Annotated in this window: 16 protein-coding genes; 9 read left to right on the forward strand and 7 right to left on the reverse strand. The window is 59.9% G+C overall.

The genetic code is table 11. The annotated features are described in order from the left end of the window. Positions 1-8: 8 nt before the first annotated feature. Positions 9-1,454, reverse strand: a complete 1,446-nt coding sequence (locus tag KP808_RS16305; RefSeq protein ID WP_058400933.1) for a SulP family inorganic anion transporter — start codon at positions 1,452-1,454, stop codon at positions 9-11. Between KP808_RS16305 and KP808_RS16310 the strand changes: the two genes are divergently transcribed. Then, a complete protein-coding gene (locus KP808_RS16310) occupies positions 1,453-1,599 on the forward strand; it encodes a hypothetical protein (protein WP_005744526.1) in 147 nt (48 codons plus the stop codon). The genes KP808_RS16305 and KP808_RS16310 overlap by 2 nt on opposite strands. Beyond that, positions 1,599-2,756, forward strand: a complete 1,158-nt coding sequence (gene ampC / locus KP808_RS16315) for a class C beta-lactamase (protein WP_058409094.1) — start codon at positions 1,599-1,601, stop codon at positions 2,754-2,756. The genes KP808_RS16310 and ampC overlap by 1 nt, the downstream gene beginning before the upstream one ends. On the opposite strand, the gene ada is transcribed toward ampC, so the two are convergent. Together ada and KP808_RS16325 are read right to left on the reverse strand one after the other, a co-directional pair. Further along, positions 2,745-3,851, reverse strand: a complete 1,107-nt coding sequence (ada, locus tag KP808_RS16320; RefSeq protein ID WP_230016491.1) for a bifunctional DNA-binding transcriptional regulator/O6-methylguanine-DNA methyltransferase Ada — start codon at positions 3,849-3,851, stop codon at positions 2,745-2,747. The two genes, ampC and ada, sit on opposite strands and share 12 nt — an antisense overlap. 70 nt (positions 3,852-3,921) lie before the next feature. Beyond that, entirely contained in the window at positions 3,922-4,536 is a 615-nt protein-coding gene (locus tag KP808_RS16325; protein ID WP_122259462.1) for a DNA-3-methyladenine glycosylase family protein, read from the reverse strand. A gap of 313 nt (positions 4,537-4,849) precedes the next feature. Here KP808_RS16325 and efeU point away from each other — a divergent pair, with 313 nt between their 5' ends. From efeU to efeO (KP808_RS16345), 4 genes are read left to right on the forward strand one after another with little or no spacing between them, the layout of a single operon-like run. Beyond that, positions 4,850-5,704, forward strand: coding sequence for an iron uptake transporter permease EfeU (gene efeU / locus KP808_RS16330; RefSeq protein WP_044323083.1), 855 nt, complete (start codon positions 4,850-4,852; stop codon positions 5,702-5,704). An 8-nt stretch (positions 5,705-5,712) separates the two neighbouring features. Beyond that, positions 5,713-6,924, forward strand: coding sequence for an iron uptake system protein EfeO (gene efeO / locus KP808_RS16335; protein ID WP_230016492.1), 1,212 nt, complete (start codon positions 5,713-5,715; stop codon positions 6,922-6,924). Positions 6,925-6,948: 24 nt separating this feature from the next. Then, on the forward strand, positions 6,949-8,271 hold the full coding sequence (gene efeB, locus KP808_RS16340) for an iron uptake transporter deferrochelatase/peroxidase subunit (RefSeq protein ID WP_230016493.1): 1,323 nt from the start codon (positions 6,949-6,951) through the stop codon (positions 8,269-8,271). Positions 8,272-8,300: 29 nt separating this feature from the next. Beyond that, complete coding sequence (gene efeO, locus KP808_RS16345; protein WP_005733750.1) at positions 8,301-9,125, forward strand: iron uptake system protein EfeO; 825 nt, start codon at positions 8,301-8,303, stop codon at positions 9,123-9,125. Between the two features lie 330 nt (positions 9,126-9,455). Here efeO (KP808_RS16345) and KP808_RS16350 read toward each other — a convergent pair whose 3' ends face one another. From KP808_RS16350 to KP808_RS16360, 3 genes are all read right to left on the reverse strand, one after another. Beyond that, positions 9,456-10,226, reverse strand: a complete 771-nt coding sequence (locus KP808_RS16350; RefSeq protein WP_003370326.1) for a molybdopterin-dependent oxidoreductase — start codon at positions 10,224-10,226, stop codon at positions 9,456-9,458. Then, the gene (locus KP808_RS16355) at positions 10,223-10,843 is read right to left on the reverse strand and encodes a cytochrome b/b6 domain-containing protein (protein ID WP_058409100.1); all 621 of its coding nucleotides are present in this window, start codon (positions 10,841-10,843) and stop codon (positions 10,223-10,225) included. The genes KP808_RS16350 and KP808_RS16355 overlap by 4 nt, the downstream gene beginning before the upstream one ends. A gap of 74 nt (positions 10,844-10,917) precedes the next feature. Beyond that, positions 10,918-11,523, reverse strand: a complete 606-nt coding sequence (locus KP808_RS16360) for a hypothetical protein (RefSeq protein WP_122280541.1) — start codon at positions 11,521-11,523, stop codon at positions 10,918-10,920. Between the two features lie 170 nt (positions 11,524-11,693). Between KP808_RS16360 and KP808_RS16365 the strand changes: the two genes are divergently transcribed. Beyond that, the gene (locus KP808_RS16365; RefSeq protein ID WP_002554192.1) at positions 11,694-12,383 is read left to right on the forward strand and encodes a heavy metal response regulator transcription factor; all 690 of its coding nucleotides are present in this window, start codon (positions 11,694-11,696) and stop codon (positions 12,381-12,383) included. Then, positions 12,362-13,750: a heavy metal sensor histidine kinase gene (locus KP808_RS16370; protein ID WP_230016494.1), complete on the forward strand. Its 1,389-nt coding sequence runs from the start codon at positions 12,362-12,364 to the stop codon at positions 13,748-13,750. The genes KP808_RS16365 and KP808_RS16370 overlap by 22 nt, the downstream gene beginning before the upstream one ends. A 19-nt stretch (positions 13,751-13,769) precedes the next feature. Here KP808_RS16370 and KP808_RS16375 read toward each other — a convergent pair whose 3' ends face one another. After that, positions 13,770-14,438, reverse strand: a complete 669-nt coding sequence (locus KP808_RS16375; RefSeq protein WP_005733740.1) for a polysaccharide lyase family 7 protein — start codon at positions 14,436-14,438, stop codon at positions 13,770-13,772. A 37-nt stretch (positions 14,439-14,475) separates the two neighbouring features. Here KP808_RS16375 and KP808_RS16380 point away from each other — a divergent pair, with 37 nt between their 5' ends. Further along, positions 14,476-14,715, forward strand: a complete 240-nt coding sequence (locus KP808_RS16380; RefSeq protein WP_010198023.1) for a hypothetical protein — start codon at positions 14,476-14,478, stop codon at positions 14,713-14,715. Positions 14,716-14,736 lie beyond the last annotated feature (21 nt).

Consider the following 14,736-nt stretch of genomic DNA (forward strand, 5'->3'; position numbering starts at 1 on the left):
AATGCGGCTCATGCGTGCTGCACGCCGGCGCGCTTGAGCAGCCGCTTGCAGCGCTCGGACAGGTGCACCACGCGCAAATGCTTGCCCGCTTTGGCATAGCGCTCGCGCAAGGTCTTGAGCGCAGCAATGGCCGAGTAATCGACGAAACTCAGGTGGCGGCAGTCCAGTGTCACCTGTGCCGGGTCATCGGCCGGGTTGAACTGGTCGAGAAACGGCGTGGTCGAGGCGAAGAACAGCGTGCCGTGCAGGTGGTAGACCTTGCTGCCGTCGGCCTCTACATGGCTGTCTGCATACAGCTCGCGGGCCTGCTGCCAGGCAAAGTTGATCGCCGCGATGATGATGCCGAACAGCACCGCAGTGGCCAGGTCGGTAAGCACCGTGACCACGGTCACGGCAATGATCGCCAACACGTCATTGACCGGCACCTTGCGCAGCACACGCAACGAGGCCCAGGCGAACGTCTGCTGAGCGACCACGAACATCACCCCGACCAGCGCCGCCAATGGAATGCGCTCGATCAGCGGCGACAGAAACAGCACGAACATCAGGATCATCAAACCCGCCACCACGCCCGACACACGACCGCGGCCGCCGGAACTGAGGTTGATCACCGTCTGGCCGATCATCGCGCAACCGCCCATGCCGCCGAAGGCACCGGACACCACGTTGGCAGCACCCAGTGCCACGCACTCGCGATCCGGATAACCGCGGGTCTCGGTGATCTCGTCGGTCAGGTTCAGGGTCAGCAGGGTTTCGAGCAGACCGACCAGCGCCATCAGGATGGCGTACGGGGCGATGATGCGTAGGGTGTCCAGGCTCCACGGAATGTCCGGCATGGCGAATACCGGCAGGCCACCGGCAATGTGCGCCATGTCGCCCAGGGTGCGGGTCGGCAGGCCGAGCAAATAAACCGCCAGCCCGACGCTCAGGATCGCCACCAGCGCAGGCGGTGCAACACGAGTCAGGCGCGGCAACAGATAGACAATCGCCATGGTCAGCGCCACCAGACCGAGCATCACGTACAGCGGCGTACCGCTGAGCCATGACTCACCCACCTTGAAGTGCTCCAATTGCGCCATCGCGATGACAATCGCCAGGCCGTTGACGAAGCCCAGCATCACCGGATAAGGCACCAGCCGCACCAGTTTGCCGAGCCGCAGCAGCCCGAACAGGATCATGATCAAACCGCCCAACAGCACGGTCGCCAGCAAATATTGCACGCCGTGCTGCACCACCAGCGCGACGATCACCACCGCCATCGAACCGGCCGCACCGGAGACCATGCCCGGACGCCCGCCGAACAGGGCCGTCAGCGTACAAATGATGAACGCGCCGTAGAGCCCCATCAGCGGGTTGAGATGGGCCACCAGTGCAAAGGCAATGCACTCGGGCACCAAGGCAAAGGATGTCGTGAGCCCGGCCAGGACTTCGGCGCGTATACGGATTGATTTCATGGGTTACCTGAACCGCGCCCCGTGGAGGAAGCGCAAAAAAGGAGGCATATTACGCAAACCCGCCGCCACCGACCACCGCAGCAAGGCTTCAAAACAGCGTTCTTCGATGATCGGCGGCGACCCAAAACAACAAGGAATCATGTGATGCCATGGAATAAGACACTGTTATGCGCGGCGCTTGTGCTGAACGCTTCCCTTGCCTGCGCTCAAGACCCGGCACCTGACCTTGATACCGTTGTGCAGCAAGCGGCGCAGCAGGTGATGCAGAAAAACAACATTGCAGGCATGTCCATCGCCGTCACCCGCAACGGTACACAACAGTTCTATAACTACGGCGTCGCCTCAAAAGCAACCGGCCAGCCGGTGTCCAGCGATACGTTGTTCGAACTGGGCTCGATCAGCAAAACCTTCACCGCCACACTGGCCACCTGGGCGCAGGCCAATGGGCAGTTGTCGCTGAACAACAGCATCGACACCTACCTGCCGCAATTGAATGACACACGTCTGGGCAAAATACCGGTCTTTCACCTCGGCACCCACACAGCAGGCGGTTTCCCCCTTCAAGTGCCCGACAAGGTGCAGAACACTCGCCAATTGATGGACTATTTCAAGGCCTGGCAGCCCGACTACCTGCCCGGCACCCACCGCACCTATGCCAACCCCAGTGTGGGCCTGCTCGGCATGGTTGCAGCGCGCAGCATGAAGCTGCCGTATGAAAAAGCCCTCCAGCAGCGTCTGTTTCCGGCGCTGAACCTGAGCAACACCTACGTGACCGTACCGGACGAAAAGCAGGCGCTTTATGCACAGGGCTACAACAAACTCGACGAACCGGTCAGGGTTAACCCAGGTCCTCTGGCGAGTGAAGCCTACGGCGTGAAATCGAGTGCTCGGGACATGATCCGTTTTGTCGAGGCAAACCTTGGGCCTGGTCAATACGACGCGCCGCTGCAACGCGCGCTCAGCGACACACGGATCAGCTATTTCAAAGTCGGCGGCATGACTCAGGACCTGATCTGGGAGCAGTATCCGATGCCGGTTGGCTTGGCGCAGCTGCTTGAAGGCAACGCCAGTGCCATGCTGAACACGCTCAAAACCGAAGTGATCGAGCCGCCGCAGGCAGCGCAATCTGCGGTCTGGGTCAACAAGACCGGATCAACCAACGGTTTCGGTGGCTATGTCGCGTTCATACCGGAAAAACAGCTCGGCATCGTGATTCTGGCCAACAAGAACTATCCGAATGAAGAACGGGTAAGGCTGGCCTACCGGATTCTCGGCGAGTCAGGGTGCTGTTCAAAGCCCTGAAAGAAGCCCTGTTCCCTCGGCAGCTTCGATTTCAAGCAGCTTGCGCTTGCGCTCGACACCCCAGCGATAGCCGGATAACGACCCGTCGCTGCGCACGACCCGATGGCAGGGAATGGCAACTGCCAGCGTGTTGGTGCCGCACGCATTCGCCACTGCCCGAACCGCGCTGGGCATACCGATACGTGTGGCGATATCGGTGTAGGTTGCGGTCGATCCGGCAGGTATATCCCTGAGCGCCTGCCATACCCGCTCCTGAAAAACCGTGCCGCGGATATCCAGCGGCAGCGCGAGGCCGGTCGCAGGCGACTCGACAAAGCCCACGACCCGGGCGACCAGTTGTTCAAACTCTTCATCCCCGCCGATCAGATTGGCATTGGGGTACTGATCCTGAAACTTTTCGACCAGAACATTGGGGTCGTCTCCGAGCGAAATGGCGCAGATACCCTTGGGACTTCTGGCCACCAGAATCGAGCCCAGCGAGCTTTCACCCAGTGCAAACCTGATATCGACATTGGTCCCGCCTGCGCGGTATTCAGAAGGTTTCATGCCCAGCATTTTCTGCGAAGCCTCATAGAATCGACTGTTGGAGTTGAAGCCTGCTTCATACAGCGCACTGGTGATGGTCACATCGTGGGAAAGCTGGACTTTCACTCGCGAGCGCAAGGAAGCGACGCTGTAGGCTTTGGGCGTCAACCCGGTGAGCTTCTTGAAAGTGCGGTGAAAATGAAAACTGCTCATCCCGACCTTCTCCGCAAGCGCAGCGAGATTGGGCATCGAGTCGCAGGCGTCTATCAGCCTGCAGGCTTCGGAAACGGCCGAAGCATGCTTGAGGTCCACGCTTTGCTGATCACTGCCAGTGCGCCGCGATGGGCGAAACCCGGCAGCTTCAGCCTCGCTTGCCGAAGAAAAGAACACGACGTTTTCCGGCTTTGGGAGTTTGCTCGGGCTGCCGGGTTTGCAGTAGATACCGGTTGTCAGCACACCGTAGACGAAGTCAGCGCCCGCACCTGAACGACGATTGAGCAGGACCTCCCAGCGCGGATCCTCTTCGGTTCGTGGCGCGCGCGTTTTCAACGTGCCTTTCATGTTTTCCATGCTGATGGCCTGTCTTGAGTTTCGATGAGCCTATCCCTGCCGCAACACACAGGCACTCCGAGTCTTGCTTTCAAATTCGAGATAAGTCGATGTCGCTGAAGTTGGCCGGTACTCGCCACAAATACCAGGCGGCAATCGTCCTGTAAGGGCCGAACCGTTCGCCAATTCTGGCCATTTCCCTATGACCCGGCTTGAGTTCGAGAGCATACAGCCGTCGATAGCCTTCGCACACGCCATAGTCGCTGGCGGGCATCACGTCCATCTGACCGAGACCGTAAATGAGCATCATCTCGACCGTCCAGCGACCTACGCCCGGCAACTGGATGAGGCGCTCGACAAGCGCTTCATTGCTCATGGCCAATGCAGCGCTGACATCGGGGACAAGACCGTCGACCCGTGCCGCGGCAATGGCTTTGATCGCACGGCACTTGGACGCCGAGAAACCGCAGGAGCGCAGTGTCTGCTCATCCAGTTCGACCAATGCCTGCGCGGCCGGAAAAGCCGCGTCTGGAAACAGGGCGCGCAGCCTCATGACCATAGCGTCACCCGCTTTGGCATGCAGTTGCTGATAGGCGACGGCCTTGATCAGCGCCTGGAATGGGTCCTGCGCAGCCGTGACGGGGTGCAGACAGGGGCCGACGTGATTGATCAGTGACTCCCATCGACTGTCGATGGCCTTGAGCATTTCGACCGCCTCTGCATGTGCAGCAGCGTTCGCGTCAATTGGCTGTGCGCACTCGCTGCCAGGTGCGTCTGATTCTGATGACATCGTGTTTTCCCAAATAGAAATGGGCAGGTCAGGCCACCCAGTGGCCGCCCCCGGTATTTACTACGCTCAAGCCAGCCCAGCTGAACCTGACCTGAACAACCTGCCAAAACCGGGATGCAGATAAAAAACAACTACCCGCATTCAAGAATGAGTATCATTATGTTACGCAGTGTTTCCGGCTTATGGCTCGCTGAAGCACGTTCACCCTACAGTTTTGACCCGGTGAGATATGCTCGTTCCGTTTTTGATCATGCTGCGCGAAGGCATCGAAGCCGCGCTGATTGTTGGCATTATCGCCAGTTACCTGAAGCAGACCGGCCGCGGCGAGTGGATGCCTGCGGTGTGGATCGGCGTGTTCCTCGCTGCCGCGCTGTCGCTGTTCGTCGGTGGCGGGCTTGAGTTGATGAGCGCCGAGTTTCCGCAGAAGCAACAGGAGTTGTTCGAAGGCATTGTCGGCCTGATCGCCGTGGGCATTTTAAGCTCGATGGTGTTCTGGATGCGCAAGGTTGCCCGCTCGATCAAGCACGCGTTGCACGAATCTCTGGACGCTGCCCTCACCGGCTCGAAAAACCAGACCTACGCACTGATCGCCATGGTGTTTTTCGCCGTGGCCCGCGAAGGGCTGGAGACCGTATTCTTTCTGCTCGCGGTGTTCCAGCAGAGCGAAGGCTCGGGCGCACCGCTGGGTGCCCTGCTCGGCCTGTTGCTGGCCGTAGGCTTCGGCGTAGCCATTTACAGCGGCAGCATGCGCCTGAACCTGGGCCTGTTTTTCCGTTGGACCGGGCTGTTCATTCTGGTGGTAGCCGCGGGCATTCTCGCCAATTCCGTTCAGGCTTTGCATGAAGCCGGGATCTGGAATCATCTGCAGGAAGTGGTCTTCGACATCAGCGCACTGTTGCCGATGGATGGGCCTGCCGGCTCGGTACTGGCCGGCATGTTCGGTTACCAGGACGCTCCGACCGTCAGCACCTTGAGCGTCTACCTGATTTACCTGATCGGGGCGCTGCTGCTGTTCTTCATGCCGCACACCCCGGCGTCCGGCAAGACCCTACAGCCGAAAACATCTTCTGTGACGAACGAATAAGGGCACCCATGTCTATCCGTACCCCAGGGCCTTCCGAGAACGCCCGGCCGCCCCGTGTCCTGCAATTGGCTGTCGCCGGTTCGGTGATCCTGATGATTGCCGCTGGCGGGCTGTTCTATTACGCCTCGCAGGTCGCCGCAAAAAAGCGCGCGGCCAATGCCGGCACTGAAACCGTGGTCAATATTCACGCCCGCAACTGTGAGCCGAATGTGCTGACAGTGGCGGCGGGCAAGAATGCCTTCCGCATCGTCAACCGCTCGGAACGCGCCGTCGAATGGGAAATTCTCGATGGCGTGCTGGTGGTTGAAGAGCGGGAAAACATTGCGCCGGGGTTGAGCCAGGTGATCAATGCCAACCTGGCACCCGGCGATTACGCGATCACCTGCGGCCTGCTCAGCAACCCGCGCGGGACCTTGCACGTCACCCCGACCGCCGAGTCCGATGCAAAAGCCAAGGCGCGCCCGTCGATGACCGCATTCATCGGCCCTCTTTCCGAATACCGGGTGTACCTGAGCCTGCAAGGTTCGGCGCTGATCAAGGCCGTGACGGCTCTGCAACAAGCCATTGAAGCTGGCGACCTGAGCGCCGCTCAGGCGGCCTACCTGCCCGCCCGCACCGCGTATCAGCGTATTGCTCCGGCTGCTCAGCGCCTCTCGGAACTGGACAACGCCATCAACGCCCGCGCCGATTACTACGAGAAGCGTGAACAGGATCCGGGCTTTACCGGCTTCCATCGCATTGAATACGCATTGTTCGATCAGCACAGCGTCGAGGGCCTGTCGCCCGTCGCGCAGCGCCTGCAAACCGATGTCACTCAGCTCAAACAGCAGTTGATGGCGCAATCGCTGGCCCCCGAACAACTGGCCGCCATCGCCACCCGCACGATGCGCAGCCTGGCTGACGTACGCAGCAACGGCGAAGAAGAACGCTACAGCCACAGCGACCTCAACGGCTTTGCCGCCAATCTGGACGGAACCCGCAAAATCGTCGATCTGCTGCGTCCGTTGTTGACCCGCAGTGCTGCCGATCTGCTGCAGAAGATCGATGCGGCCATGGCTGATCTGGACACCACACTTGATGCGTTGAGCACCGCTGATGGGGGCATGCTCCCCTATGACCAGGTGGACGAGACGCAGCGTCGGCAAATCGCCGCCAAGGCTGGCGCACTGGCTGACGCACTCAACGGCATCGACGCGGCACTTGGCCTTTCTGACCTCTGATTCACTGGAGCACAGCACACTACGATGAAAAACCCAGACAGCAATCCAGACGCTACTAACGCCCCCGCTTCAATACAGCGTCGCCGTGTCCTGATGGGTCTCGGTGCTGCCGGTGCCGCGCTGGCTGGTAGCAGCCTGAGCGGCAACGTACTGGCCGCAACGCCGGCGCAAGTCACCGAAGCGCCCAACAGCGAAAAGACTCAGGACCACAACGAGTTTCACGGCCTGCATCAGACCGGCATCGTCAACCCGCGTCCGGCCGCAGGCATGCTGGTCGCGTTCGACGTGCTGGCCGCCGACCGCGAAGACCTCGAGCGCCTGTTCCGCACGCTCAATGAGCGCATCGCGTTCCTGATGACCGGCGGCCCGGTGCCGGAGATTGATCCGAAACTGCCACCGCCTGATTCCGGCATTCTTGGCCCGGTGGTCACCCCGGACAACCTGACCATTACCGTGTCGGTAGGCGAATCGCTGTTCGATGAGCGTTTTGGTCTGGCCCCGGTCAAGCCGAAACGCTTGAGCCGCATGACCGGTTTCCCCAACGATGCGCTGGATCCGGCCAGTTGCCACGGCGACCTGAGCATACAGTTCTGCGCCAACACTGCCGACAGCAACATCCATGCGCTGCGCGACATCGTCAAGAACCTGCCTGACCTGCTGCTGGTGCGCTGGAAACAGGAAGGCACCGTGCCGCCCCAGGCACCGAAGAAGCCTGGCCAGCCGCCGGAAAGCGCGCGCAATTTCCTCGGTTTCCGGGATGGCTCGGCAAACCCGGATTCCAACAACCAGAAGACCATGAACGAGCTGGTCTGGGTGCAGCCGGGCAGCGACGAGCCAGCGTGGGCCGCCAACGGCAGCTATCAGGCCGTGCGAATCATCCGTAACTTCGTGGAACGCTGGGACCGCACGCCATTGCAGGAGCAGGAATCGATTTTCGGCCGCAGCAAAAGCACCGGTGCACCTATGGACGGCAAGGTCGAGACCGACGTACCCAACTACGCGGCAGACCCGGAAGGCAAGAAAACCCGACTGGATTCGCACATCCGCCTGGCCAACCCGCGTACCGCCGAAAGCCAGCGCAACCTGATCCTGCGCCGTCCGTTCAATTACTCCAACGGGGTGAACAAGAACGGTCAGCTGGACATGGGCCTGCTGTTCATCTGCTATCAGGCCGACCTGGAAAAAGGCTTCATAACCGTTCAGAGCCGCCTCAACGGCGAGCCGCTGGAGGAATACCTCAAGCCGGTCGGTGGTGGTTATTTCTTCACCCTGCCGGGGGTAACCGGTGACCAGGATTTCATCGGCCGCTCGCTGCTGGCAGCTGCTTCGCCCACTAAAACCGCATGACCTACCCACTCCAGACCCGGAAGACACCCATGAAAAAGACGCCCCTGGCTTTGCTCTTGACCCTTGGCCTGCTCCAGACGCCACTGGCTGCCTTTGCCGCCACCGCGCCGCTGGACCTGGTAGGTCCGGTTTCGGACTACAAGATTTACGTAACCGAAAACATCGAAGAACTGGTCAGCCATACCCAGAAGTTCACCGATGCCGTGAAGAAGGGCGACATCGCGACGGCTAAAAAACTGTATGCCCCTACCCGCGTGTACTACGAGTCGGTAGAGCCGATTGCCGAACTGTTCAGTGACCTGGACGCGTCCATCGACTCACGCGTCGACGACCACGAACAAGGCGTCACGGCAGAAGACTTCACCGGTTTCCATCGTCTGGAGTACGCGCTGTTCTCGCAGAACACCACCAAGGACCAGGGCCCTATCGCCGACAAGCTGATGAGCGACGTCAAGGACCTGGAAAAGCGCGTAGCCGACCTGACCTTCCCGCCGGAAAAAGTCGTCGGTGGCGCAGCCGCCTTGCTGGAAGAAGTGGCGGCGACCAAGATCTCCGGCGAAGAAGACCGTTACAGCCACACCGACCTGTATGACTTCCAGGGCAACATCGACGGCGCGAAGAAAATCGTCGACCTGTTCCGCCCGCAGATCGAGCAGCAGGACAAAGCCTTCTCCAGCAAAGTCGACAAGAACTTCGCCACCGTGGACAAGATTCTGGCCAAGTACAAGACCAAGGACGGTGGCTTTGAAACCTACGACAAAGTCAAAGAGAACGACCGCAAAGCCCTGGTCGGCCCGGTCAACACCCTCGCCGAAGACCTCTCGACCCTGCGCGGCAAACTGGGCCTGAATTGACCTGAAACGCCGCGCCTGAAAGCGCTTTTTAACGCGATGGCACTGACGACGCAGAGTGCGACGTCAGTGCCAGAGCGAAGGAACCCGACGAAGTCGGGCCGGAAACAGGAGCGAGGGGGTTTGGTTACTTTGCCCCGTCAAAGTCACTCGCCGAGGGGGAAAAGGTGACCTGAGCCGAACCTCAAGCCACCTGACAAAGAAAAAACCGCCATGTGACGCAGAGCGTCACGAAGGGTATTCCCACGCTGGAGCGTGAGGAACGATAATCTAACTACCGCCATCGTGCGACGCTCTGCGTCGAATGCCCTTCTGGACGCTCTGCGTCCGCTCCTAGATCCCGCTGAACCAGTTGTACCCCTGATCCTCCCAATACCCCCCAGGATTCTCGTTGCTGACGAAAATCTCGACGATGTGCTTGGGGTTCTTGAAGCCCAGCTTGGTCGGCACCCGCACCCGCAACGGGTAACCGTAATCAGGTGGCAGAGCCACTTCACCGAAGTCCAGCGCCAGCAACGTCTGCGGGTGCAGCGCAGTGGGCATATCCAGGCTTGAATAATAGCGATCGGCGCACTTGAAGCCGACAAAACGTGCCGTTGTATCGGCACCGATGTACTCCAGAAACGTCTTCAGCGGCACACCGCCCCATTGCCCTATCGCGCTCCAGCCCTCGATACAGATCAACCGCGTGATGTCCGTGCGTTGCGGCAGTTTGCGCAGCGCCCCCAGCGTCCACGGCTGCTTGTCCCGCACCAGCCCCGACACCGCCAGCTGGTAATCGGAGAGATCCAGCTCCGGCACGTTGTACTCAGGGTAGAAGGCATTGAACGGGAACGGGTTGGTCAACTGCGCCTTGCTGTAGGTCGGCGCCAGCTTCTGGCCGTTGAACAGCCAGGCCTGAACCCGGTCATTCCAGCGCGACATGGCCCACAGCACCTTGTCGACCTGATCGCCATCCTGCAGGTTGCAGCCCGTGAGCATCGACATCGCGCCCACGGTCAGCCCCGCGCGCAGAAACGAGCGGCGCTGAATATCGATCAGTTGACGCTCCTGCGCGGGCTCCAGGCGGATACGCTGAGTGATGCGTTTACGTGGTTCGTTCATGATTGCGCAGTTCCGTCTTCGTTCGGCTGGCGGCCGCCGGTAATCATCGGCAGCAAAGTACTGGGCACCAGCACGACCAGCAGCAGATGGACGATGACAAATGCGCCGATGGCGGTCATCGCCCCGAAATGTACCCAACGGGCGAAATCGAATCCGCCCAGCAGACTGACCAGCCCCTGAAACTGCACCGGCTTCCAGATCGCCAGGCCGGACAGCACCACCAACACACCCATGGCCAGCACCAGCCAGTACATCAGCCGTTGCACCGCGTTGTAACGGCCTTTGACGTGGACCAGTCGAAAACGCAACGCGTCACTCATGTCACGCGTCACTTCGGACGGCCGAACCGGCAGCAGGTCGCGTTTGAAATGGCGGCTGAACACGCCATACAGCACATACAGCAGGCCGTTGATCACCAACAGCCACATCACCGCGAAGTGCCAGGCAATGGAACCGCCCAGCCAGCCGCCGAGTGTCAGGAATTTGGGAAAGGTGAACGGCATCAGTGGCGATGCGTTGTAGATCGCCCAACCGCTCATGAACATGCAGACCATGCCCACGGCATTGACCCAGTGCGTCAGGCGCACCGGCCACGGATGAATGGGGCGGGTTTTCATGTCGAGATCCCTCTGATCAGGCATGGAAAAGGCTGTCAGGGGCAGCCTTGCGCCCCTGACAGCCCTGGCGGTGATTACATCGGCGGGGTAAACCCGTCCTTGCCGACTGCCACACCGCGTGCCGACTTGCCGTCGTCAGCCGGGAACACCACGACCTTGGCGCCTTTGGTCAACTGGTCGACCTTGCCCGGTTCAACGTAGGCGATAGGCACATCCTGTGGCACCACCAGCTTCTTCTCGCCCCCCTCGTACTTGACGGTCAGCGTGCGACCATCAGCCCCGGCCAGAGTGCCGACAGTGCCATTGGTCATGGTGCCCGTGCTGCCATCCGCGTTTTCCCAACCATAATGGCCTTCGCCGCTGCCTTTAAGGCTCGCTTCAAACACGGTCACTTCCAGCGCTTTCAACGTGCCATCAGCCTGGGGAATGGCAGCCGAACCCACGAAGCTGTCGCCTTTGATTTGCTTGAAGTCAGCTTCGGACACAAGACGAATACCGGTCTTGTCAGTCAGCTTGATACTTTCGTGCTGACCCGAACGGGTGGTGAAATCGAGGGTGTCGGCGCTGACGCTGTCGACGGTCCCGCGCATCGGTTTAACCACCTTCATGTCAGCAGCCTGAGTCATGACAGCAGCGCTGAGCAACAGCAGGCCGAACGTAGTAGAGAGTGCAGTCTTCATCGGTACTTCCTTGGCAGTTGATATCTGAAACCCATCCTTGCACCGTTACCGGCACCGCAGAATGACCGGGCAATGACATTTTTGTCATTCGCCGGACACCTCGTCGGCAACTGGTTAGACTCCGGCATCGGCGCACCATGGGTGCAGGCAAAAGCGTAGCGGACAAAACGATGCATATCCTGCTGATTGAAGACGACACCAAAACCGGCGAGTACCTGAAGAAGGGTCTGGGTGAGTCCGGCTACAAGGTGGACTGGACCCAGCACGGTGCCGACGGCCTGCACCTGGCACTGGAAAACCGCTACGACCTGATCGTGCTGGATGTGATGCTGCCAGGCATCGATGGCTGGCAGATCATCGAAGTGCTGCGCGCCCGGCAGGACGTGCCGGTGCTATTCCTGACCGCTCGCGACCAGTTGCAGGACCGGATTCGCGGGCTGGAGCTCGGCGCTGACGATTATCTGGTCAAGCCATTTTCCTTCACTGAACTGCTGCTGCGCATCCGCACCATCCTGCGCCGGGGCGTGGTGCGCGAGGCAGACCATTTTCATCTGGCCGACCTTGAACTGGACCTGCTGCGCCGCCGCGTGACGCGTCAGCAGCAGGTCATCGTGCTGACCAACAAGGAGTTTGCCCTGCTACACCTGTTATTGCGCCGCGAAGGCGACGTGCTGTCACGGGCACAGATTGCCTCGGAAGTCTGGGACATGAATTTCGACAGCGACACCAATGTCGTCGACGTCGCCATCAAGCGTCTGCGCAGCAAGGTCGACCTGCCCTACCCGGTCAAGCTCATCCACACCGTGCGCGGCATTGGTTATGTGTGCGAGGTACGGCCATGCGACGCCAGCCTTCCCTGACCCTGCGCTCGACCCTGGCATTTGCCCTGGTGGCGATGCTCACCGTCAGCGGTGCCGGCCTGTATCTGTATCAGTCAATCGAAGCAACAGTGATGCAACGCAGTGACCATGCCGTGCTTGCGCGACTGGACCACTTTCGCAAGCTGCTGCGCTATGACCTGACCATGGACAACCTCAAGGGCAGCCCGCAGCTGTTCGAGAACATGCTCGACAGCGAAGAAGATATCTTCATCATCGGAGAGCCGGGCAAGTCACCGGTTATCTCCGTCAACCCGCAGCACGCGCCCTTGCCGGAACTGCCGACCGTGGCGCAGGACCAACCGCTGCGTGTCGATGACCTGCGCAGCGGCATGAGCCTGCAAGGCGTGCCGTTGCGCGCTGCTGCCGTACAGGTGATGTCCAACGGTGTCGAAGTACATTTGCAGGCAGCGCACCTGATGGTCAAGGAAATGGCCATGCTCGCCAGCTTCCGTCAGCGCATCTATATAGCCGTGGCCCTGGCGTTTCTGATCACCGCAGCCCTGGGTTATGTACTGCTGCGTCGCGGCTTGCGTCCACTGCGAAGAATGGCTGCCCATGCCGCCGCAATCACCCCCGCCAGCCTGCACAAACGCCTCGACAGCCGTGATACGCCCGTCGAGCTGCAACAATTGAGCGACGCCTTCAACGCCATGCTTGACCGTCTGGACGATGGCTATCGACGCCTGATGCAGTTCTCCGCCGATCTGGCCCACGAGATTCGTACGCCGGTCGGTTCGCTGATGGGCCACTGCCAGGTTGCCTTGCGCCAGAACCGCAGCGCCGACGAATATCAGGTCCTGCTGGCTTCCAATCTGGAAGAGCTGGAACGTATCTCAAGGCTGGTGGAAAGCATCCTGTTTCTGGCTCGAGCGGACGAAGCCCAGGCTGCGCTGGAACGCCAACCGCTGGACCTGCACGATGAATTGCAACGCGTGGCTGGTTATTTCGAAGGGCTGGCTGAAGAGCGTAATCTGCGGCTGAGCCACAGCGGACAAGGCACGTTGCTGGCCGACCCGATCCTGCTGCGCCGTGCACTGAGCAATCTGGTCGCCAACGCAATTCGCTATGCGAATGAAAACAGCGAAATCCTGATTCGTGTTGCGGCAGTTGATCGTCAGTGGCGAATCGAGGTAGAAAATCAGGGCCCGGTATTACCACAAGCCACGCTCGCGCGACTGTTCGACCGCTTCTATCGGGGTGACGCCTCGCGCCATGAGCGCTCGGACTCCAACGGCCTGGGGCTGGCCATTGTTACAGCAATCATGCACCTGCATGGCGGGCGGGTCGAAGTGGCTCAACCCGCCGCCGGCAGAATCTGCTTCAGTCTGATATTTCCAGCGGTCTGAATCTTCCAGACCGTAACGATCAATTCTTTTTCTCGTGGGCAATGGCCAGCTTGTAGAAAGTGGCCGAACCGCCTTCAGTGGTGTAACCGGTATTGTCCTGGGTATAGACCCCTGCCTTGAAGTAGAACAGTTTACTGGCCCAGGCTGAATCCAGCTTGGCGTACCAGACTGCGTCGAAGGCATTGACCGTCAGGTCGCCGCTGGGCGACAGGTTGATGGTGTAGTTGAACTGCTTGTTGAGCGGCACGCCCTGCGCAATGGTAATGACCTCGATTTCCGAGTCTGGCGTACGACGAAACTTGGCGACGATATTGCCGGTCTGCAGCTTCTCCTTGTACTGGTACTCCACCTTCAGCAGCGGCTCGGTGCTCTGGTAGCAGTGAATCTGACCGATCACGATTTTGCCCGTGGAAGGCACTTGATCGACCTCCAGCGTCGCGCGCAGAAAATTGTCAGCGCTTGAGTAGGCCCAGTTGAAGACCCTGCCATCGGACGTCGTCTCGCGTAATTCGGAGCGCGGGTACTTGGCGTTCTCTGTGGTGGAACCGGTCACCGGTGCCCAGAAAAACAGCGTATCCCCGGATTGAAAATAGCCATCCCGATAACCCTTAACCAACTTGGGGGTTTCGATGATGGTCGCGGGACTTCCGACAGGGACGGAAAGATTCCAGGTGGCAAGGTCGATCATGGAGTAGCTCGCAAGGTACGCATTGCGCACCGACAGAATGGCTCTGGAACGGGCGTGCTGGCCCGTTGTGGTCAACCAGACTATCGGCTCAATCGTTTATTTTTTAAACAGCAACGACAACGCAATGACGCCAATAAACCGCCACAAAAAGACCGATGCCACTACTTTGATGTCAGATCACGACACAAGGCAGATTGCCATCCATTTGCTGCAGACGGCGATTCATCAGGACCCTTCTATCGGGTGCCGCGCCATTTTTTTGAATGAGGCTGAGTAAAAGCTCGGCATTTTTGGGCTT

It is taken from the genome of Pseudomonas savastanoi (assembly GCF_020917325.1).
Taxonomy (GTDB): Bacteria; Pseudomonadota; Gammaproteobacteria; order Pseudomonadales; family Pseudomonadaceae; genus Aquipseudomonas; species Aquipseudomonas amygdali.